At 53.8% G+C, this 21,171-nt stretch carries 23 protein-coding genes and 2 other annotated features; of the genes, 21 read left to right on the forward strand and 2 right to left on the reverse strand.

What is annotated here, in order from left to right; translation table 11 throughout:
• Positions 1–16 precede the first annotated feature (16 nt).
• The 15 genes from coaE to LG52_RS01780 all read left to right on the forward strand — a co-directional run bounded on the left by coaE (position 17) and on the right by LG52_RS01780 (position 12,843).
• Positions 17–622 (forward strand): dephospho-CoA kinase, encoded by a 606-nt coding sequence (gene coaE, locus LG52_RS01710; protein ID WP_044730603.1) that lies wholly within the window; start codon positions 17–19, stop codon positions 620–622.
• Between the two features lie 116 nt (positions 623–738).
• The gene (locus LG52_RS01715; RefSeq protein ID WP_044730604.1) at positions 739–1,767 is read left to right on the forward strand and encodes a glyceraldehyde-3-phosphate dehydrogenase; all 1,029 of its coding nucleotides are present in this window, start codon (positions 739–741) and stop codon (positions 1,765–1,767) included.
• A 311-nt stretch (positions 1,768–2,078) separates the two neighbouring features.
• On the forward strand, positions 2,079–2,453 hold the full coding sequence (gene speD, locus LG52_RS01720; RefSeq protein WP_011232199.1) for an adenosylmethionine decarboxylase: 375 nt from the start codon (positions 2,079–2,081) through the stop codon (positions 2,451–2,453).
• A gap of 128 nt (positions 2,454–2,581) precedes the next feature.
• On the forward strand, positions 2,582–2,980 hold the full coding sequence (locus tag LG52_RS01725; protein ID WP_011232198.1) for a hypothetical protein: 399 nt from the start codon (positions 2,582–2,584) through the stop codon (positions 2,978–2,980).
• A gap of 67 nt (positions 2,981–3,047) precedes the next feature.
• On the forward strand, positions 3,048–3,509 hold the full coding sequence (gene nrdR, locus LG52_RS01730; RefSeq protein ID WP_013144522.1) for a transcriptional regulator NrdR: 462 nt from the start codon (positions 3,048–3,050) through the stop codon (positions 3,507–3,509).
• 106 nt (positions 3,510–3,615) lie between these two features.
• A complete protein-coding gene (locus LG52_RS01735; protein ID WP_044733050.1) occupies positions 3,616–5,001 on the forward strand; it encodes a replication initiation and membrane attachment family protein in 1,386 nt (461 codons plus the stop codon).
• Positions 5,002–5,012: 11 nt separating this feature from the next.
• A complete protein-coding gene (gene dnaI / locus LG52_RS01740) occupies positions 5,013–5,945 on the forward strand; it encodes a primosomal protein DnaI (RefSeq protein WP_044730605.1) in 933 nt (310 codons plus the stop codon).
• Between the two features lie 181 nt (positions 5,946–6,126).
• Positions 6,127–7,002 (forward strand): putative sporulation protein YtxC, encoded by an 876-nt coding sequence (ytxC, locus tag LG52_RS01745; RefSeq protein WP_044730606.1) that lies wholly within the window; start codon positions 6,127–6,129, stop codon positions 7,000–7,002.
• A 328-nt stretch (positions 7,003–7,330) separates the two neighbouring features.
• On the forward strand, positions 7,331–9,286 hold the full coding sequence (gene thrS, locus LG52_RS01750; RefSeq protein WP_044730607.1) for a threonine--tRNA ligase: 1,956 nt from the start codon (positions 7,331–7,333) through the stop codon (positions 9,284–9,286).
• A 257-nt stretch (positions 9,287–9,543) separates the two neighbouring features.
• Positions 9,544–9,677 (forward strand) — a sequence feature (ribosomal protein L20 leader region).
• A gap of 56 nt (positions 9,678–9,733) precedes the next feature.
• Complete coding sequence (gene infC, locus LG52_RS01755; RefSeq protein WP_074044349.1) at positions 9,734–10,255, forward strand: translation initiation factor IF-3; 522 nt, start codon at positions 9,734–9,736, stop codon at positions 10,253–10,255.
• Positions 10,256–10,268: 13 nt separating this feature from the next.
• Positions 10,269–10,469, forward strand: a complete 201-nt coding sequence (rpmI, locus tag LG52_RS01760) for a 50S ribosomal protein L35 (RefSeq protein WP_011887945.1) — start codon at positions 10,269–10,271, stop codon at positions 10,467–10,469.
• Positions 10,470–10,496: 27 nt separating this feature from the next.
• Entirely contained in the window at positions 10,497–10,856 is a 360-nt protein-coding gene (gene rplT, locus LG52_RS01765; protein ID WP_011887944.1) for a 50S ribosomal protein L20, read from the forward strand.
• A gap of 56 nt (positions 10,857–10,912) precedes the next feature.
• The gene (locus LG52_RS01770; protein WP_044730608.1) at positions 10,913–11,164 is read left to right on the forward strand and encodes a DUF1294 domain-containing protein; all 252 of its coding nucleotides are present in this window, start codon (positions 10,913–10,915) and stop codon (positions 11,162–11,164) included.
• A gap of 15 nt (positions 11,165–11,179) precedes the next feature.
• A complete protein-coding gene (locus LG52_RS01775) occupies positions 11,180–11,665 on the forward strand; it encodes a dUTP diphosphatase (protein ID WP_044730609.1) in 486 nt (161 codons plus the stop codon).
• Positions 11,666–11,757: 92 nt separating this feature from the next.
• Positions 11,758–12,843 carry a M42 family metallopeptidase gene (locus LG52_RS01780; RefSeq protein ID WP_044730610.1) on the forward strand — a complete coding sequence of 362 codons (1,086 nt, stop codon included), beginning with the start codon at positions 11,758–11,760 and terminating at the stop codon, positions 12,841–12,843.
• A gap of 31 nt (positions 12,844–12,874) precedes the next feature.
• Here LG52_RS01780 and sspI read toward each other — a convergent pair whose 3' ends face one another.
• Complete coding sequence (sspI, locus tag LG52_RS01785) at positions 12,875–13,084, reverse strand: small acid-soluble spore protein SspI (RefSeq protein WP_044730611.1); 210 nt, start codon at positions 13,082–13,084, stop codon at positions 12,875–12,877.
• A 127-nt stretch (positions 13,085–13,211) separates the two neighbouring features.
• On the opposite strand from sspI, the gene LG52_RS01790 reads away from it, so the two are divergent.
• The 6 genes from LG52_RS01790 to pheT all read left to right on the forward strand — a co-directional run bounded on the left by LG52_RS01790 (position 13,212) and on the right by pheT (position 19,634).
• Entirely contained in the window at positions 13,212–13,955 is a 744-nt protein-coding gene (locus LG52_RS01790) for an HI0074 family nucleotidyltransferase substrate-binding subunit (RefSeq protein ID WP_044733051.1), read from the forward strand.
• 128 nt (positions 13,956–14,083) lie between these two features.
• Positions 14,084–14,608: a peptide-methionine (S)-S-oxide reductase MsrA gene (gene msrA, locus LG52_RS01795; RefSeq protein ID WP_013144533.1), complete on the forward strand. Its 525-nt coding sequence runs from the start codon at positions 14,084–14,086 to the stop codon at positions 14,606–14,608.
• Entirely contained in the window at positions 14,605–15,360 is a 756-nt protein-coding gene (locus LG52_RS01800; protein WP_044730612.1) for a TrmH family RNA methyltransferase, read from the forward strand. The genes msrA and LG52_RS01800 overlap by 4 nt, the downstream gene beginning before the upstream one ends.
• A gap of 41 nt (positions 15,361–15,401) precedes the next feature.
• Positions 15,402–15,773: a hypothetical protein gene (locus LG52_RS01805; protein ID WP_044730613.1), complete on the forward strand. Its 372-nt coding sequence runs from the start codon at positions 15,402–15,404 to the stop codon at positions 15,771–15,773.
• 55 nt (positions 15,774–15,828) lie between these two features.
• Positions 15,829–16,064, forward strand: a binding site (T-box leader).
• A gap of 99 nt (positions 16,065–16,163) precedes the next feature.
• The gene (gene pheS, locus LG52_RS01810) at positions 16,164–17,198 is read left to right on the forward strand and encodes a phenylalanine--tRNA ligase subunit alpha (RefSeq protein ID WP_011232181.1); all 1,035 of its coding nucleotides are present in this window, start codon (positions 16,164–16,166) and stop codon (positions 17,196–17,198) included.
• 21 nt (positions 17,199–17,219) lie between these two features.
• Positions 17,220–19,634, forward strand: coding sequence for a phenylalanine--tRNA ligase subunit beta (gene pheT, locus LG52_RS01815; protein ID WP_044730614.1), 2,415 nt, complete (start codon positions 17,220–17,222; stop codon positions 19,632–19,634).
• A 525-nt stretch (positions 19,635–20,159) separates the two neighbouring features.
• Here the strand turns inward: pheT and LG52_RS01820 are convergent.
• Positions 20,160–21,083, reverse strand: a complete 924-nt coding sequence (locus tag LG52_RS01820) for a helix-turn-helix transcriptional regulator (protein WP_044730615.1) — start codon at positions 21,081–21,083, stop codon at positions 20,160–20,162.
• Between the last annotated feature and the right edge of the window lie 88 nt (positions 21,084–21,171).

Genomic DNA, 21,171 nt, shown 5'->3' on the forward strand with positions numbered 1-21,171 from the left:
AAGGGAGAGAGATTCCATGACGTTGACGATCGGATTGACCGGCGGGATTGCCAGCGGCAAAAGCACGGTGAGCGCGATGATGCGCGAACTCGGCCTTCCGGTCATTGATGCTGACGAAGCGGCGCGCGCCGTCGTCCGACCGGGGGAAGACGCCTACCGTCAGATTGTCGCCGCCTTCGGTCCGGGCATTTTGCAGACAAATGGAGAGATCGATCGGGCGAAACTCGGGGCGATCGTGTTCAACGACGAAGAAGAACGGAAAAAGCTAAACGCCATCGTTCATCCGGCGGTGCGTCAGAAAATGCTGGCAGAGAAAGAAGCGCTCGTCCGTTCCGGAGCGAAAACGGTCGTATTGGACATTCCGCTTTTATTTGAAAGCGGATTGACATCCTGGGTCGATAAAGTGCTTGTCGTGTATGTTGACGATGACATCCAGCTTCGCCGGCTGATGGAGCGGAACGGGTTCGCTGAGGAAGAAGCGCGCGCCCGCATCCGCGCCCAATGGCCGCTGGCAGAAAAAATGAAGCGGGCCGACGCGGTCATCAACAATAACGGAACGAGGGAAGAGACACGCCGTCAGCTGTTGGCGATTTTGAAACAATGGGACGCCTTGGAAAAATAGGCGTCTTTTTTGTTCGCTTTCAGTCATTTTGTTTTCCATATTCCCTAAAAATATGATATACTATTTATACAAATACAAGAAAATAGTATAACATATATGAGAGGAGAACAAAGTGAATGAAGGCGAAAGTGGCGATTAACGGTTTCGGACGAATCGGACGGATGGTGTTCCGGCGCGCCATCAATTCCCCTGATCTTGACATTGTGGCGGTGAACGCCAGCTATCCGCCGGAAACGTTAGCCCATTTAGTGAAATATGACTCAAATCACGGCAAATTTGATGGTGAGGTCATCGCCTTGGAAAACGGCCTGCTCGTCAACGGCAAAACAGTGAGGCTGTTAAACTCGCGCGACCCGAAACAGCTGCCGTGGAAAGAGCTTGATATCGATATTGTGATTGAAGCGACCGGAAAATTCAACGATCGCGAAAAGGCGAGCCTTCACCTTGAGGCAGGGGCGAAGCGCGTCCTTTTAACCGCCCCGGGCAAAAATGAAGATGTGACGATCGTCGTCGGCGTCAACGAGCATATGCTTGACATCGACCGCCATTTCATCATTTCGAACGCCTCGTGTACGACAAACTGCTTGGCTCCAGTCGTCAAAGTGCTCGATGAAGCGTTCGGGATTGAAAACGGGCTGATGACGACGGTTCACGCGTATACGAACGACCAAAAAAACATCGACAACCCGCATAAAGATTTGCGCCGCGCCCGCTCGTGCGCACAGTCGATCATCCCGACGACAACGGGAGCGGCGAAAGCGCTTGGTCTGGTGCTGCCGCATTTAAAAGGGAAGCTTCACGGCATGGCGCTCCGCGTCCCGACGCCGAACGTCTCGCTCGTCGACTTGGTCGTCGACTTGAAGCGCGATGTGACGGTTGATGAAGTGAACGAGGCGTTCATCCGCGCTGCCAACGGCCCATTGAAAGGCATCTTGGATTTTACGATGGAGCCGCTCGTCTCGATCGATTTCAATACGAATCCGAATTCGGCGATTATCGACGGCCTGTCGACGATGGTCATGGAAGGGCGAAAAGTGAAAGTGCTCGCTTGGTATGACAATGAATGGGGCTATTCGTGCCGCGTCGTTGATTTAGCCCATCTTGTCGCGGCCAAAATGAAGGAGCGTCTCAGCGTCAATGCGTAACAGCGGTTCGATGTGAAGCGCGCCGCCTGCGCTATGGCTTTTGCGATCCGCACAAGCGGATCGGGCCCTGGTGTGGGCGTGGGCGCTTTCTCTTTTTTATGCAAAAAAATAAAAAAGCCTGTTGCAAAAACCCCCTAAACAAAGTATACTATGTCTCGTGAACTTCTTAACGGCAAGGGTAATGTGACTACTTAAAGGGTTAGGACCTCTTAGGACTAACTTTCCCCCGTGGTAGTTATACATGCCATTTTGCAACTGACCTTCTGTTTTTTTATTTGTTTGAGAAAATTGGTTAAAGGGGGATTCTTTTCATGGACACGATGGGTCGTCACGTTATCTCGGAACTTTGGGGATGCGACTTTGACAAACTGAATGATATTGATTTTATTGAAAAAACGTTCGTTGACGCCGCGCTAAAGTCGGGAGCGGAGATTCGCGAAGTGGCGTTCCATAAATTCGCTCCGCAAGGCGTAAGCGGGGTCGTCATTATTTCGGAATCGCATTTGACGATTCACACGTTTCCCGAACACGGCTATGCGAGCATTGATGTGTATACATGCGGCCATTTAGATCCGACGATTGCCGCCGATTACATCGCCGAAATGCTGGGCGCGCAAACGCGGGAAACGATTGAACTTCCGCGCGGCATGCGTCCGATCGAAGTGAAAAAGGCGCAGGCGCTGTAATTGGATAAGGATAAGATAAACCGAAAGGAGCGTAAGCAAAACGCTCCTTTTTTTGCGCCTTAGGCGGTACAACAGCGGGGAAAATCATGGTATGATGGAAGAAAAAGAATGACTAGGGAGACGTGGCAATAAGCATGTGGAAAACACTCAAATACGCCTTCACAAACCATTGTGAAACGCGGGAAAATCATGAAGATGAAGAGCTAAGAAGCCATTATTACAAAGCGACGAACCGCGCCGTCATCGATGCGGTCAAGGAGCTGCTCTCGTCGCTGCCCGGCGCCGAGCTCGTTTCTGTTTCCGAAGAGCGCGGCGAAATTTGTGCGCAAACAAGGCGCGGCAAAAAGCTGTTCATCGTCGCCACCGTCATTTCCGTGCGGCCGTTTGAAACGGCGGTCGACTTTTCCGCGACGACGGAGACGAAGCTATTGCCATTTGATTTTGGGCATAGCCGGGCGGTCATTCTCGATTTGTATCGGAAGCTCGACGCCCGCCTGCCCTATATCGGTTCCGGACTGAACAGCTAACTATATCTTGTCTGTTTTCGGCCATTCCGGTATGATAGGAAGTAAGAAGATCAACGGAGTGGATGTTATGCGATGTCCTTCATGCCATCATCAAGGCACGCGCGTGCTTGACTCGCGCCCGGTTGAAGAAGGTCGTTCGATCCGCCGCCGGCGGGAGTGCGAACAGTGCCATTATCGGTTTACGACGTTTGAGCGGATCGAGGAGCCGCCGCTGATTGTTGTGAAAAAAGAGGGAACGCGCGAAGAATTCAGCCGGGAGAAAATTTTGCGCGGCTTGATCAAAGCGTGCGAGAAGCGGCCCGTGGCGCTCGAGGAGCTTGAAAAAGTGACGCAGGAAATTGAGCGTGAGCTGCGCAATCAAGGCGTCTCGGAAGTGAAAAGCGAAACGATCGGCGAAATGGTGATGGAGCGCCTGTCGCACATCGATGAAGTCGCCTATGTCCGCTTCGCTTCCGTCTATCGGCAGTTTAAAGATATTAATGTGTTCATTGAAGAACTGAAAGAGCTGATCAAAAAAGGGCAACGGTGAAAAAAGGGCTTTGGCGTTAGGCGGCAAGCCCTTTTTTCACCGTCTTTTCGGCAGGAAAGGAGAGAGCCGGTTTGAAACGAATACGGAGGAATGGAAGGTCGAAGCGATGCAACACCATTGGAAAGAGCTGATTGCTGTCGACCGTTATACCGTGCAAAGCCGAGGGGTGTTGCAAGAGGTGGACCGTAAAGTGCTGACGCTGCTTTACCAGCCGCTCATCGGCTGCCGAGCGTTGGGGCTTTATATGACGCTTTGGGGGGAGCTTGAGCTGCTTGACGGCCAGGAAGCGACCCATCATCGGCTTATGGCGCTCATGCAGTGCGGACTGCCGGACATTTACAGCGAACGGTTGAAACTCGAAGGAATCGGGCTGCTCAACACATACGTCCACGCTCCAGAGGCTGATGAACCGAAGCTGTTTCTTTATGAGCTGCGTCCGCCGCTGGCGCCAGACCAGTTTTTCCGCGACGAAATGTTGAGCGTTTTTTTGCGCCGGCAAGTCGGCCGCCGCTTGTTTATCCAGCTGAGCAACTTTTTTGCCCGCCCGTCCATTGATGAAGCGAAATTCACCCAGGTGACGCGGTCGTTTTCCGACGTGTTTTCGGCCGTGCCCGCTGAACAAATCGTCGCCGGCCTCAGCGAAGAAGCCGGGCCCGAGCTGCTTGAAGGGAAGGATCACATCAGGCGGAATGAGGCGTCGTATGTGCTCGATGATGATGTATTCGACTTTGAGATGTTTTTTGCCGGCTTGTCCAAGCAGCTTGTGCCGCGTCGGGCTGTGACAGCGAAAGTGAAGGAAGCGATTAAAAAGCTGGCGTTTTTATACGGCATTCCGCCGCTGGAGATGCAAAAACTGGTCCTTGGCGTCATCGATCCGGCCTATCATATCGATATTGACGCGTTGCGCCGGGCGGCGCGCGAATGGTATGAGCTCGAACATGGCGGTGTTGAGCCGCGCCTCGTTGAACGAGTGCAGCCGCTCGCCTACCGGACGATGGAAAACATCGAACCGCGCACGAAAGAGGAGCAGCTGATCAAACAGCTGGAAACAATTTCCCCGCGCCAGCTGCTAAAAGAGATTTCAGGCGGCGCTGAGCCGTCGCTGGCTGATTTGCAGTTGATCGAAGACATTATGTTCCAGCAGCAGCTGCTTCCAGGGGTTGTCAACGTGCTCATTTATTACGTCATGCTGCGAACGAATATGAAGCTGTCGAAAAAATACGTAGAAAAAATCGCCAGCCATTGGGCGCGCAAAAAGGTGAAAACCGTGAAGGAAGCCATGGAGCTGGCGAAAGAAGAAGCGAAAACATACCAAAACTGGGCGAACGAAAAGGAAAAAGGGACGCGGACGGTGCGCAAAGTCGTGCGCACGGAAATCGTCCCGGACTGGCTGAACATGGATTACAGCCAGCCGGATGATGATGATTTTGACGTCGAACAGGCGCGCAAAGAGCTTGAGGAACGGCTGAAAAAATACCGTGATGAATCATAGAGGGAAAAGCCATGGAACGAGTAAACCACCTGTTGCAGCGGTTGCTTGGCAATCAACGGTTTAAGCAGCGCTACGAACAAATGAAACGCTACATTTTGGAGCATCCGGACGTGCAGCTGTTTTTGCGGGCGCACGAACGGCAATTGTCGGCCGATGCGGTTGACCGCAGCTTGATGAAGCTGTATGAATTCATCGAGCAGCACGGGAATTGCCGCCAATGTCCGGGCCTTGAGCGATGCAACAACATGCTGCCGGGATACCATCCAAATTTGGTGGTCAACGGTGGAAGGATCGACGTTGAGTACGACCGTTGCCCGAAAAAAGTGCAATACGACGAGCGAAAACGGCAAGAGTCGCTCATTCAAAGCATGTTCATGCCGCGCGAAATCTTGCGTGCTTCGCTCTCTGACGTCGATCTCAATGATGATGGGCGGATCAAAGCGATCCGATTTGCCGAGCGGTTTGTGGCGGAATACGAGAAGGGGAAAAAAATGAAAGGCTTGTATTTGCACGGATCGTTTGGGGTGGGCAAAACATATTTGCTTGGAGCGATCGCCAACGAGCTGGCGAAGCGAAACGTCCCATCGCTGATCGTCTACGTGCCCGAGCTGTTTCGCGAGATGAAACATTCGCTTCAAGATCAAACGATGAGCGAAAAGCTTGATTATATCAAAAAAGTGCCGGTGCTGATGCTCGATGACCTTGGAGCGGAGGCGATGTCGAGCTGGGTGCGCGACGATGTGCTCGGCCCGATCTTGCAATACCGGATGTTTGAAAACTTGCCGACGTTTTTCACGTCGAACTTTGATATGCAGCAGCTCGCCTACCATTTGACGTATTCGCAGCGCGGTGAAGAAGAGAAGGTGAAGGCGGCGCGCATTATGGAGCGAATCCGTTATTTGGCCTATCCGATTGAAATCACTGGACCGAACCGCCGGCAATAGCGGTCGGCGGCAGCGAACGGCGCCTGAGGAAGGGGCGCCGCTTTTTTTGGGCGCGCAGCGTCTGTCAGCCCGATGACCTGCGAGCTTCTGTGCGCTGTTTTTCGTGTTTCTAGTCTAAACAGCCCGTTGTCCCCATATATATAAACCAAGCATTCCTTTCGGGCTAAAGGGGGGACAGCGGGTGATCGAAATCCATTTTGACGAGGCAAGCGAGGCGGAAAAATTGGTTGGGCTGCTATATCACCGGCAACCGGATGACGGTCCGCTGTTTCATGCCGCTTATGACGGGAACAAAACCGTGGCGGTTTACATACAGGGCGAGGAGAAGCGTGTGCTTGAGGAGCATATCATCCCAGCTATGACGGCGTTTATGCAGGAGGTGATGGAAGACCGGCTGTTGCTATCCATCATTGCCAATATTTTTTATTTCCGCGACGTCGAAGAACAGCAGCAAATTTTGGCCCTCGCTCATTCGTTTTTGGACGGCGAGCGGCGCGATTACCGGAAAAGCGCGGCGTTTGCCGCCTCGCGCACCGTGATGTTGCGCGACGCTTTTGCCTCCTTTTTGCGCGACGGCTTGTCATTTTCGTTTTCTTCGTTCGTTACGTTCCGGTTAAAGCCGTATATGGAGCGCCTCCAACATTATGTCGAGCTGGCGATTGATGAATACAAGCTGGAGCAGGAGTATCAAAATTTTGTGCAAATGCTGCGCGACTGCCTGGCTGGCCGGACGCCGCAATGGCCGCGCCTGTATTTGGTGCACGATCCGCCGCACTTCGTATTTTACGACAGCGAGCGGCGGGAGCTGTCGGCGGCGGAAGTGAGACAGTTGATCGACCGCCATCTCGTCTTCAGCCAGCCGATGTATATTGATGCATCGGTGCTCGCTCCGCTTGTCTCGCTCGCTCCGGCGGAAATTGAGCTGTACACCGATCATCCGGATGACGGCATGGTGCAGACACTGCAAAACGTGTTTCAAGAACGGCTGATCGTCTGCCGCCGCGCCGATTTTTCCCGTTTGTTTGCCGCCAACGCTGGAAATGGGGGAGAAGCTTGATTTTTCCTGCTGTTTTGGCTACAATATTATTATGAACATGAATGAACAGAAGCGATGACGAGGACATGGGTGCATTTTTACGGTTTCCAGAGAGGGAAGGCAGCGGCTGGAACCTTCCTAACACGAAAAATGCGCTTACCCCCTCAGAGCTGCGGCAGTGAACGGAACGCTCAGTAGTTGCCGCCGGTTTTCGGCCGTTATGCGTGTTGAGCCATGGCATGGCGAGGCGCTGCCATGGGAAGAAGGGTGGAACCACGACGAAAACTCGTCCCTTTTGGAGGGAGGAGTTTTTTTATTTTTCATCATCACGACAAAGGAGTGATTGCCGATGCCAGACGTCATTCGCATCACGTTCCCAGATGGGGCGGAAAAGGAGTTTCCGAAGGGGGCGACGACGGAAGACATCGCTGCCTCGATCAGCCCGGGGCTGAAGAAAAAAGCGATCGCCGGCAAACTGAACGGCCGGTTCGTTGATTTGCGCACGCCGCTTCAGGAAGACGGCGAGCTTGTCATCATCACCCAAGACATGCCGGAGGCGCTTGACATTTTGCGCCATAGCACCGCCCATTTAATGGCGCAGGCGATCAAACGGCTGTATGGCAACGTCAAGCTCGGCGTCGGTCCGGTTATTGAAAACGGCTTTTACTATGATATCGACATGGAGCATAAGCTGACGCCTGACGACCTCCCGAAAATCGAAGAAGAAATGCGCAAGATTGTCAAAGAAAATTTGGACATCGTCCGCAAAGAAGTGAGCCGCGAAGAAGCCATTCGTCTGTATGAAGACATCGGCGATGAGCTGAAATTGGAGCTCATCAACGACATTCCGGAAGGCGAAACGATTTCCATTTATGAGCAAGGCGAGTTTTTCGACCTTTGCCGCGGCGTGCACGTGCCGTCGACCGGAAAAATCAAAGAGTTCAAGCTGCTCAGCATCTCGGGGGCCTACTGGCGCGGCGACAGCAACAACAAAATGCTGCAGCGCATCTACGGCACGGCGTTTTTCAAGAAGGAAGACTTGGACCGTTATTTGCGCCTGCTCGAAGAAGCGAAAGAGCGCGACCACCGGAAGCTTGGCAAAGAGCTTGAGCTGTTTATGACGTCGCAACAAGTCGGACAAGGCTTGCCGCTTTGGCTGCCGAAAGGGGCGACGATCCGCCGCGTGATCGAACGGTACATCGTCGACAAAGAAGTGGCGCTCGGATACGATCATGTCTACACACCGGTGCTTGGCAGCGTCGAGCTATATAAAACATCGGGCCATTGGGATCATTACAAAGAAAACATGTTCCCGCCGATGGAGATGGACAACGAAGAACTTGTTCTTCGTCCGATGAACTGCCCGCACCATATGATGATTTACAAAAGCAAGCTGCACAGCTACCGCGAGCTGCCGATCCGCATCGCGGAACTTGGCACGATGCACCGCTACGAAATGTCTGGAGCGCTCACCGGCCTCCAGCGCGTCCGCGGCATGACGCTCAACGACGCCCACATTTTCGTGCGCCCGGACCAAATCAAAGACGAGTTCAAGCGCGTTGTCAACTTGATTTTGGAAGTCTATAAGGATTTCGGCATTGACGAATACTCGTTCCGCTTGTCTTACCGCGATCCGCATGACAAAGAAAAATATTACGACGACGATGAAATGTGGGAAAAAGCCCAGCGCATGCTGCGTGAGGCGATGGACGAGCTTGGGCTTGACTATTACGAAGCGGAAGGGGAAGCGGCGTTTTACGGGCCGAAGCTCGATGTGCAAGTGCGCACGGCGCTCGGCAAAGATGAGACGCTCTCAACGGTGCAGCTTGACTTCCTGCTGCCGGAGCGCTTTGACCTCACTTACATCGGCGAAGACGGAAAGCCGCATCGTCCGGTCGTCATCCATCGCGGCGTCGTCTCGACGATGGAGCGGTTTGTCGCGTTCCTCATCGAGGAGTATAAAGGGGCGTTCCCGACATGGCTTGCCCCGGTTCAAGCCAAAGTGATCCCCGTGTCGCCGGAGGCGCACCTCGATTACGCGTATGACGTGCAGCGGACGCTGAAAGAACGCGGTTTCCGCGTTGAAGTCGATGAGCGCGACGAAAAAATCGGCTACAAAATCCGCGAAGCGCAAATGCAAAAAGTTCCGTACATGCTCGTCGTCGGCGACAAAGAAGTGTCTGAACAAGCGGTCAACGTCCGCCGCTACGGCGAAAAAGAAAGTCGGACGATGGGGCTTGATGAGTTTGCTGCCTTGCTCGCTGCTGATGTACAGGAAAAACGGACAAAATCAGGGAAAGCATAATGAAGAACCCAACAGGCGAAACTCGAGTGCAACAGACAGAATGAAGGTAAAAACGACGGCGATGGCCAAAGTCATGGGCGGGTTCAAGAGCAAAGGAAGCGGCGAAGTGTCGCGCCGCGAGGAACAATAAAACATTTTCTCTTGCCAATTTAACGTCAATCCGCTATAATAAGTGACGTTGTGTTTATCAAGATCCGCTCCTTGACATGCCATCGCCAAGGTGGTATAGTGTATAAAGTGGAATGATTGCTTGTTTGTAACAAAAGCAGAAGCACCCCGCTTCTCACCTGACCGACGCCAAGACGGCTGTTGGCAGGTTGTTACGGTTCGTCAATGCGAGTGTAAGGACGTACTGCGCGGGTGCTTTGGGCATCTGCGCTTTTTTTTGGCTGGAAGTGGGGCTCTGCTGGCAAACAAGCCAGTCGGAAAAAACCTTGGAGGTGGCTCATTATTAGCAAAGATTTTATTATCAACGAACAAATTCGTGCCCGTGAAGTGCGCTTGATCGACCAAAACGGCGAACAGCTTGGCATCAAGTCGAAGCAGGAGGCGCTTGAGATTGCGGCAAGACGCAACTTGGATCTTGTGCTTGTCGCGCCGAACGCCAAACCGCCCGTCTGCCGCATCATGGACTACGGCAAATTCCGCTTTGAGCAGCAGAAGAAAGAGAAAGAAGCACGCAAAAAACAAAAAGTGATCAACGTCAAAGAGGTGCGCCTCAGCCCGACGATCGAGGAGCATGACTTCAACACGAAGCTGCGCAATGCGCGCAAGTTTCTCGAAAAAGGCGATAAAGTGAAGGCGACGATCCGCTTTAAAGGGCGGGCGATCACCCATAAAGAAATCGGGCAGCGCGTCCTTGACCGCTTCTCGGAAGCGTGCGCCGACATTGCCGTTGTCGAAACGGCGCCGAAAATGGATGGGCGCAACATGTTTTTAGTGCTCGCACCGAAAAACGACAACAAGTAAGGAGGAACCTGCGATGCCAAAAATGAAAACTCACCGCGGCTCGGCGAAACGGTTCAAAAAAACGGCGAGCGGCAAATTAAAACGCGGCCATGCGTATACGAGCCACTTGTTTGCCAATAAAACGAAAAAACAAAAGCGTCATCTCCGCAAAGCGGCGCTTGTTTCGCCTGGCGATTTCAAACGCATCCGCCAAATGCTTGACAACTTGAAATAATGACCGAACAATAGGAGGGAACGATTTATGCCACGCGTAAAAGGTGGACCTGTGACGCGCAGACGTCGCAAAAAAGTATTGAAACTCGCAAAAGGCTATTTCGGCGCGAAACACGCGTTATATAGAGTTGCGAACCAACAAGTCATGAAATCGCTCATGTATGCGTACCGCGACCGCCGTCAACGGAAGCGCGACTTTCGCAAACTGTGGATCGCCCGCATCAACGCGGCGGCTCGCCAAAACGGCTTGTCGTACAGCCGTTTGATGCATGGCTTGAAGCTGGCCGGCGTCGAAGTCAACCGGAAGATGCTCGCCGACTTGGCGGTCAATGACCAAGCGGCGTTCGCCCAACTCGCCGATTTGGCAAAAGCGAATTTGAATAAATAACAACGATGGCCATCCTTGATCAGGGTGGCCATTTTCTTATCAAGGAAAGGGATCATATGGTACAATACGGGATAGCGATCAATCTTCTCGCTTTTTTCGTGATGGGGATCGACAAATACAAAGCGAAGCGCCGCCGCTTTCGCACCGCCGAGCGGACGCTTTGGCTGCTTTCGTTGGTTGGCGGTGCCATCGGCGGAGCAGCTGGGATGTACATGTTTCGCCATAAAACTCGCCATTCGGCTTTTCGCTATGGGCTGCCGCTGCTGGCAGCGGCGGAGCTGTTTCTCTATTGGCGATGGATGAGGTAGAAAGGGGAGGAGAGAATGAATTGGCCTTTGCTTTACGATATGCAGCGAACCTTGGATCGGCGCATTGAAACGGAGCATGGCTTGATGGAGGAAGATTTGTTTGCGCGCAAGCAACTCGCCTTTCTTGTTGAATTAGGCGAACTCGCGAATGAGACGCGCTGTTTTAAATTTTGGAGCATCAAACCGCCCGCGCCAGCCGAGCGAGTGCTTGAGGAATATGTTGACGGCTTGCATTTTTTATTGTCGCTTGGGCTTGAGTGCGGCTTGTTTTATGAAGGCAAGGAAGCTCCGTCGGCAGCGCGGCCGCTTGTCGAGCAGTTTCTCGCCGTGTTTCGCGCCGCCGAGCGGTTCGGGGCGGTGAAGGAGCAAACGAAGTACGATGCGCTGTTTACGGAATATTGGCGGCTTGGCGTCGCGCTCGGGTTTTCTTCCGATGACATCGAGGCGGCGTACCGGAGGAAAAATGAAGTGAACCACAAGCGGCAAAGCGAGCGCTACTGATCTTTTTTCGGGTGGCGAATGATTCATTTTGCCAATCGTCAGCCTTTTCAAGTATAATAAAAAAGTGGACAAAACCAGAAAGGGGTGCCAAGATGGCCAAGCTGGACGAAACGTTGACGATGCTGAAAGCGCTGACCGATGCGAAAGGCGTCCCCGGCAATGAGCGGGAAGCGCGCGATGTGATGAAGACATACATAGCTCCGTATGCAGATGAAGTGACAACGGACGGCCTCGGCAGCTTGATCGCCAAAAAAGAAGGGAAATTGGGCGGGCCGAAAGTGATGATCGCTGGCCACTTAGATGAGGTCGGCTTTATGGTGACGCAAATCGATGACAAAGGGTTCATCCGCTTCCAAACGCTTGGCGGCTGGTGGAGCCAAGTGATGCTCGCCCAGCGCGTGACGATCGTGACGAAAAAAGGCGACATCACCGGCGTCATCGGTTCGAAGCCGCCGCACATTTTGCCGCCGGATGCGCGCAAAAAACCGGTGGAAATCAAAGATATGTTCATCGACATCGGGGCGACGAGCCGCGAGGAAGCGATGGAGTGGGGCGTCCGCCCGGGCGATATGATCGTGCCGTATTTTGAGTTTACGGTATTGAACAATGAAAAAATGCTGCTCGCAAAAGCATGGGACAACCGGATCGGCTGTGCGGTCGCCATCGATGTGCTGAAACAGCTGAAAGGCGTTGACCATCCGAACACGGTATATGGCGTCGGCACGGTGCAAGAGGAAGTCGGGCTGCGCGGCGCGCGCACGGCCGCCCAGTTCATCCAGCCGGACATTGCGTTTGCCGTTGACGTCGGCATCGCCGGCGATACGCCGGGCGTGTCGGAAAAAGAGGCGATGGGCAAACTCGGCGCCGGCCCGCACATCGTTCTGTACGACGCGACGATGGTGTCGCACCGCGGCTTGCGCGAATTTGTCATCGAAGTGGCGGAAGAGATGAACATTCCGTACCATTTTGACGCCATGCCAGGCGGCGGCACGGACGCCGGGGCCATTCACTTAACCGGCATCGGCGTTCCGTCGCTCACGATCGCGATCCCGACGCGCTACATCCACTCGCACGCCGCCATTTTGCACCGCGATGACTACGAAAACACGGTCAAGCTATTAGTCGAAGTGATCAAACGGCTTGACGCCGACAAAGTGAAACAACTGACGTTTGACTAATGGAAACACCGGCCGAATCGGCCGGTGTTTGTCATTGTTTAACCGCCTGCTCGAGGGTTGTGAGCATCATGTCTTTTTGCTGCTCATTGGCGTGCGTCCAAATGGCTTCAAAGAGGACGCCGAGGCCGGGCAAATATTTTTCCTCGCCCTGTTGGATCGCGTCTTCGATCGTATTTTCCAATTGCTCTTTCGAATTGTTGGCGACATTGTGCATAATCGCCTTCCGCAAGTTCAAATCCATATGTCTCACCTCGTTGGCCGTATTGTACACCGTTATCTTTTGCCAATGGCGGCGGATTTATACATGGAGCGGCTCTCGTATATGGTATAATAGAGGAAAAACTAGACCGAAAAGAGTGATGGCGACGATGGCCGCGAAACCGCTCTATGGATTGGAACGAACGGTGTTTCGCCAACTGCTTCATCTATTTTCCCGTTATGCTGATGTCATTGAAAAAGTCATTTTGTTCGGCTCAAGAGCACGAGGCGATTATAAGGAAGGATCGGATATCGATTTGGCGATCAAATTTCGAAAACCGGGAGGCCCGCTGTACCTCCTGCAATCGGACTTGGATGAACTTCCGATCATTTATACGATCGATGTTGTTGATTACAATCAAATTCACAACGAGCAGCTAAAAATGAATATTGACCAAGAAGGAAAGACGATTTTTCAAACGAACGAGCACGGGAAGGTGATGGTCACGATGAGCCGGTTGGTGGATCGGTTTCACGATTTCGAACGGGCGCTCGCCAAACTTCGCCAAAGTGCCGCAAGAGACGTCAAAACGGATGATCTCGTTTTGGATGCGACCATTCAGCGATTTGAATTCACGTACGAACTGGCATGGAAATGGATGAAACTTTACTTGGAATATCAAGGGTATGCCGAAGTGACAAGTCCGCGGAAAACGATTCGCGAGGCGTTTCGAGAAGGGTTGATTCAAGACGGAGAGACATGGCTTCGCATGCTGGAAGACCGCAACCGGACGTCCCATACGTATGATGAAGAAACTGCCATGGACATGTATGAACGCATTCGCACCCACTATATCCCGCTGTTTGACCGCTTGCTTGACGAAATGAAACAACGGCTTGACTCGGCGACATGAGCGGCCGGCGTGCGGAACGGAACGCGCTTGGCTTTGTGAAGGAACTTGACTTTGGTCGTGAAAGATGACAACGGCACACATTTTGCTATAATCAAAGGAAGAAACTTGATGCATGAGGTGACGACACAATGGAGAAAGCGACATTCGCCGGCGGCTGCTTTTGGTGCATGGTGACGCCGTTTGAGGAGCTCGATGGCATTTACGGCATCGTCTCCGGCTATACAGGGGGACATGTGGAAAATCCAACGTACGAGCAAGTGAAAACCGGCACGACCGGCCACTACGAAGCGGTGCAAATTACGTTTGACCCGGACGTCTTTCCGTATGAGCGGCTGCTTGAGCTGTATTGGTGCCAAATCGACCCGACCGATGACGGCGGCCAGTTTCACGACCGCGGGCCGCAATACCGGACGGCGATTTTTTACCATAACGAAAAACAGCGCCAGCTCGCCGAGCAGTCGAAGCGGGCGCTCGAGGAAAGCGGGCGTTTTTCGAAGCCGATCGTGACAAAAATTTTGCCGGCGACGACGTTTTACCCGGCGGAAGAGTATCATCAAAACTACCATAAGAAAAATCCGGAGCACTACAAACAAGACCGCGCCGCCTCCGGACGCGATGAGTTTATCGCCAAACATTGGGGGACGAAGCGGTGAAGCGGATCGAATCGCCGAAAAACGCGCGCGTCAAACAATGGAAAAAATTGTTGACGAAAAAAAGGCGCGACGAAACCGGGTGGTTTTGGCTTGAAGGGTTTCATCTCGTCGAAGAGGCAGTGAAAAGCAACGCGCCGCTTGTCGAGCTGATTGTCGATGAGCGGACGGACGTCCCGCCCGTCTGGAATGTCACCGGCGTCCCGGTTACAATCGTAACCGAAGCGGTGATGAAGGCGATCAGCAGCACGGAAACCCCGCAAGGAATCGCCGCCGTCTGCCGGCAGCTGTCGTACGAGCTTAAGGGCGTGAAGACGGCTTTGCTCATTGACGCTGTGCAAGACCCAGGCAACCTCGGCACGATGATTCGCACCGCCGATGCGGCCGGCATCGATGCCGTCATCATCGGTGAAGGATGCGTCGACTTGTACAACCCGAAAGTCGTGCGGGCGACGCAAGGGTCGCTGTTTCATCTTCCCATTGTCAAAGGCGATGTGGCGGAATGGATCGCGCGCTTGAAGGAGCAGGACATTCCGGTGTATGGCACTGCCTTGGAGAACGCTGTCAATTACCGCACCATCCCCCGATCGTCTTCGTTCGCCCTGCTTGTCGGCAACGAAGGAGGCGGCGTCCGTCCCGAACTGCTGGGTCTCACGACCGAGAACGTGTACATCCCGATTTATGGCCAAGCCGAGTCGCTGAACGTCGCCGTCGCGGCCGGAATTTTGCTTTATTCCTTGCAGGCGGTGCGGTAAAATAGAAAAGAAAATGAATCGGACAAGGGGGACGGAGACGGATGGATGACGAACTGCGGGCATTGTTGAACGCGGTGCTTGAGCGTCTTGATGTTCAAGGAGCCTACATCGAACAAATGCGCATGGATATCGTCAAGCTGCAAGGAAGCGTGAAACAACTCGAAGACAAAGTCGATCGCCTTCAAAGTGATGTGGACGCCATGAAAAAAGACATGGACGCCATGAAAAAAGACATGGATGCCATGAAAAAAGACATGGATGCCATGAAAAAGGACATGTTGGGGGTCAAAAAAGATGTCGCCGCGCTCAAGGAAGGGCAAGTGCGGCAGGAAAAAATTATGGAGCGCCTTGCCATCCGCTCGATTGAACAGGAAGCGGAAATCGATGAGCTGCGCAAAGAAATTTCGGCCTGACCTTGCCTTTGCCCACTCATTTGCGTATAATGAATAGCGACAATTTCCCATACGGACAACAACGATGACGGAGAAAAGTAGCTTGCTGTTCGCCATCCAGGGAGAAAACGCCATAGACTGGGAGCGTTTTTATGGCCGGCGCAAGTGAAGTTCACCTCCTGAGTTGACACCGGGACCATCCCGACGAGGGATGTAAAGGTGTTCCGGCTTTCGGCCGTTATCGCAATGAAGTGAACAGCACGCTTATGCTGTTAACAAGGGTGGTACCGCGAGCAACAACTCGTCCCTTACCGGGGCGGGTTTTTTTTATCATCTTAAACCGAGAAGCCCCCCGCTTCTACGCGTGAGCGTAAGTGGGAGGGCGTTCAACTGAAATGAGGAGGAATTGATGTGAAAGAACGGCTGTACGAGCTGAAACGCCAGGCGCTCGAACAAATCGGCCAAGCCCGCGACTTAAAAGCGCTGAACGACGTGCGCGTCGCCTATTTAGGCAAAAAAGGGCCGATCACCGAAGTGCTGCGCGGCATGGGGGCATTGCCGCCGGAAGAGCGCCCGAAAATCGGCGCGCTTGCCAATGAAGTAAGAGAGGCAATCCAACAGGCGCTGGAAGCGAAACAAGCGAAACTGGAACAGGAGGAAGTGGAGCGGAAGCTGGCTGCCGAGGCGATTGATGTGACGCTGCCGGGCCGGCCTGTGAGTCTTGGCAACCCGCATCCGCTGACGCGTGTCATTGAAGAAATTGAAGACTTGTTTATCGGCATGGGCTATACGGTCGCCGAAGGGCCGGAAGTGGAGACCGACTATTACAACTTTGAGGCGCTCAACTTGCCGAAAGGACATCCGGCCCGCGATATGCAAGATTCGTTTTACATCACGGAAGAGATTTTGCTTCGCACCCATACGTCGCCGATGCAGGCGCGGACGATGGAAAAGCACCGCGGGCGCGGCCCAGTGAAAATCATTTGCCCGGGCAAAGTGTATCGCCGCGACACCGATGATGCGACGCATTCGCACCAGTTTACGCAAATTGAAGGATTGGTTGTTGACCGGAACATCCGGATGAGCGATTTGAAAGGGACGCTGCGCGAATTTGCCCGCAAGCTGTTCGGGGAAGGGCGCGACATTCGCTTCCGGCCGAGCTTTTTCCCGTTCACGGAACCATCGGTCGAAGTCGATGTGTCCTGCTTCCGCTGCGAAGGGCGGGGCTGTGGCGTCTGCAAAGGCACCGGTTGGATCGAAATTTTAGGAGCCGGCATGGTGCATCCGAACGTGCTTGAGATGGCCGGTTTTGATTCGAAAACGTACACCGGCTTTGCGTTCGGCATGGGGCCGGAGCGGATCGCGATGCTGAAGTATGGCATTGATGACATCCGCCATTTCTATCAAAACGATCTACGTTTCTTGCGGCAATTTTTGCGTGTGTAACAGAAAAAGGAGGAGTTGGGAATGCTCGTTTCTTACCGTTGGCTAGGGGAATACGTCGATTTGACGGGCATCACCGCCAAAGAGCTCGCGGAGCGGATTACGAAAAGCGGCATTGAAGTCGAGCGGGTCGAAGCGCTTGACCGGGGAATGAAAGGAGTCGTCATCGGTCATGTGCTCGAGTGCGAGCCGCACCCGAACGCGGATAAACTGCGGAAATGCCTTGTCGACTTGGGAGAGGACGAACCCGTGCAAATCATTTGCGGCGCCCCGAACGTCGCCAAAGGGCAAAAAGTCGCCGTCGCCAAAGTCGGGGCGGTGCTGCCGGGCAATTTCAAAATCAAACGGGCGAAGCTGCGCGGGGAAGAATCGAACGGTATGATTTGTTCGCTCCAAGAGCTTGGCGTCGAAACGAAAGTCGTGCCGAAAGAATACGCGGACGGCATTTTCGTCTTTCCAAGCGACGCGCCGATCGGCGCCGATGCCATCGAGTGGCTCGGCTTGCATGACGAAGTGCTTGAACTGTCCTTGACGCCCAACCGCGCCGATTGTTTAAGCATGATCGGCGTCGCCTATGAAGTCGCCGCCATTCTCGGCCGCGATGTAAAACTGCCGGAAGCGGCGGTCAAGGAAAACAGCGAACATGTCCATGAATACATTTCCGTGCGCGTTGAGGCGCCGGAAGACAATCCGCTGTACGCCGGGCGGATTGTGAAAAACGTCCGGATCGGCCCGTCGCCTCTTTGGATGCAAGCGCGTTTGATGGCGGCCGGCATTCGCCCGCACAACAACGTCGTCGACATTACGAACTACATTTTGCTTGAGTACGGCCAGCCGCTTCATGCGTTTGACTACGACCGCCTCGGTTCGAAGGAGATTGTCGTCCGCCGTGCAAAAGCGGGCGAAACGATCATCACCCTTGATGATGTCGAGCGGAAGCTGACGGAAGAACATCTCGTCATCACCAACGGCCGCGAGCCGGTCGCCTTAGCCGGCGTGATGGGCGGGGCGAATTCGGAAGTGCGCGACGACACGACGACCGTGTTCATTGAAGCGGCGTACTTTACAAGCCCGGTCATCCGCCAAGCGGTGAAAGACCACGGGCTGCGCAGCGAGGCGAGCACCCGATTTGAAAAAGGGATCGATCCAGCGCGGACGAAAGAAGCGCTCGAGCGCGCCGCGGCGTTGATGTCGGAATACGCCGGCGGCGAGGTCGTCGGCGGCATCGTCGAAGCGAGCGTGTGGCGCCAAGACTCAGTGGTGGTGACGGTCACGCTCGAACGCATCAACGGCGTCCTCGGCACGGCAATGTCGAAAGAGGAAGTGGCCGCGATTCTTTCGAACTTGCAATTTCCGTTTACGGAAGACAACGGAACGTTTACCGTCCATGTCCCGTCGCGCCGCCGTGACATTGCCATTGAGGAAGATATCATCGAGGAAGTCGCCCGCTTGTACGGCTATGACCATCTGCCGGCAACCTTGCCGGTGGCTGAGGCGAAACCAGGCCATCTCACACCATATCAAGCGAAGCGCCGCCGCGTCCGCCGCTATTTGGAAGGGGCCGGCTTGTTCCAAGCCATCACGTATTCACTCACGAGTCCGGACAAAGCGACGCGCTTTGCGCTCGAGACGACCGAGCCGATCCGCTTGGCGCTGCCGATGAGCGAAGAGCGGAGCGTTCTTCGGCAAAGCTTGATTCCGCATTTGCTCGAAGCGGCGAGCTACAACCGGGCCCGCCAAGTCGAGAACGTCGCCTTGTACGAAATCGGCTCTGTCTATTTGGCTCGCGGGGAACACGTCCAACCGGCGGAAAAAGAGCGGCTTGCCGGCGTCATCACCGGCTTATGGCACACCCATTTGTGGCAAGGAGAGAAAAAAGCGGCTGACTTTTATGTCGCAAAAGGCATCTTAGACGGCCTGTTCTCCTTGCTTGGCGTTGACCACCGCATCGCGTACCGCCCGGCGAAGCGCGCCGATTTGCATCCGGGACGGACAGCCGAGATCGCGCTTGACGGAACGGTCATCGGCTTTGTCGGCCAGCTCCATCCGGCAACGCAAAAAGAGTGGGATTTGAAAGAAACGTACGTGTTCGAGCTCGTCTTGGCCGAGCTGTTGAACGCCGAAAGCGAAGCGATCCGCTACGAGCCGATTCCGCGCTTCCCGTCGGTCGTGCGCGACATTGCGTTGGTCGTCGACGAGGACGTCGAAGCCGGCGCCTTGAAGCAAGCGATCGCCGAAGCCGGGAAACCGCTCGTCAAAGACGTTTCTCTCTTTGACGTCTACCAAGGCGACCGTCTGCCGGACGGGAAAAAATCGCTCGCCTTCTCGCTCCGTTATTATGATCCAGAGCGGACGCTCACGGACGAAGAAGTCGCCGCCGTCCACGAGCGGGTGCTCGCTGCGGTCGAGAAGCAATTTGGCGCCGTTTTGCGCGGGTAAAACGAAAAGCTGTTCCAAAAAGCGACTCGCTTTTGGAACAGCTTCTTTTTTGGATGGATGGCATAGAATCGAAGCAAGGAAATGGGATTCGGAAGGTTCCGCTGAATCATCGCTGTTTTCTGCAAAGAAAAAATACAGAGTTTTGCAAGGAAAAGTGCAGAGAATGACAACTTGACATGGAGCCTCTGGGGGCGTGATTAAAAAGCCAGGAAGCCAGCAATATCAAGGGCTGGCTATGCCTAAAAAGGCTATCACGCCCCCCACTCCATGTCAAGTTGGCCTAAGCCAAATTCTCTGCAGATCTCTGCATTTTTATTTTGCAATAAACAAATCATCACCTGATGTCCAAAACATATAGATGCCATTTGAAGCTTTCATATTTGTCGCTTTTCCCAAGCATTTGATCGACTGCCAAGACGTGACGGAGGCAGGCCTTGGCAGTCAAAAAATGGACAAGCGGTTTTTCCGTCAAGGAGATGGTAAACGTTTTCGTTGCATCGATACAGATGCGGTTGTGCTGCCCTGTCAGCCGCGTTCGGCGATGATTTGCCCGGTTTGCGACACATCGTATCCGCCGAGCGCTTCGAGTTCGGAGCGGAATGAATCGGAGCGAAGCACGTTCAAGACGGCGGCGATGAGCGGTTCGTTCTCCGGCGTCCGCAGCATGACGACATCATACTGCTCTTTCATCAGTGGAATGAATTCGACGCCGGCCATTCGCGCCACTTTTTCCGTGCCGATGCCGACATCAGCAAGGCCCGCCGCCACCGCTGAGGCGACGCTTAAGTGGCTTGTCTCTTCCCGTTCATACCCGCGAATAGCGGACGGCGACAGCCCATGCAGGCGCAGCTGTTCATCCAAGAGCACACGCGCCCCCGCTCCTTTTTCCCGGTTGACGATCACGACGTCGCTCCTTCCCAAGTCGCTCCACGTTTGGATGCCGCGCGGATTGCCTTTTGGCACGTAAAACCCGATCGGCCTGCACATCAAGTTCGCCATGATGTACGCATGCCCTGTCAACAGCTTTTCAACATACGGGCGGTTGTACTCGCCTGTTTGCCCGTCAAACAAATGCACGCTGACGATGTCACATTGCCCTTTGTATAGAGCGATCAATCCGTTGAGGCTGCTCGTATAGGTGCGAAGCGATTGATAAGGGCCGCCTTTTTGGAGATGGACGCCAAGCAAATCGAGAGACATATCTTGACCGCTGATGATGATGGGGCGAAGAGCGGCTTCGGTCGGCCGCGAAACGGCAAGGAAAACGGTGCTTCCCTCCCCTTTTTGCCCGGCGATGTACCGCTCGAGATCATCGGCAGTGACCCGCATTTGCCGCCCGACGCGAAAGGCGGGCAGCTTTCCTTTTTTCACTAAATCGTACACCGTTAGTTTTGACACCCTTAGTAAGGAAGCGATTTCTTCGATCGTGTATGACCGCGGTTCCGGCATCGTTCGATCCTCCTTTCTTCCATTGTAACGCAAAGAGAAAGATGTGAAAAAATTTTTTCTTTCCTAAACTATTTATCATTATTTATAA

This window comes from Geobacillus kaustophilus (assembly GCF_000948285.1).
In the GTDB taxonomy this organism is placed as follows: Bacteria; Bacillota; Bacilli; order Bacillales; family Anoxybacillaceae; genus Geobacillus; species Geobacillus thermoleovorans_A.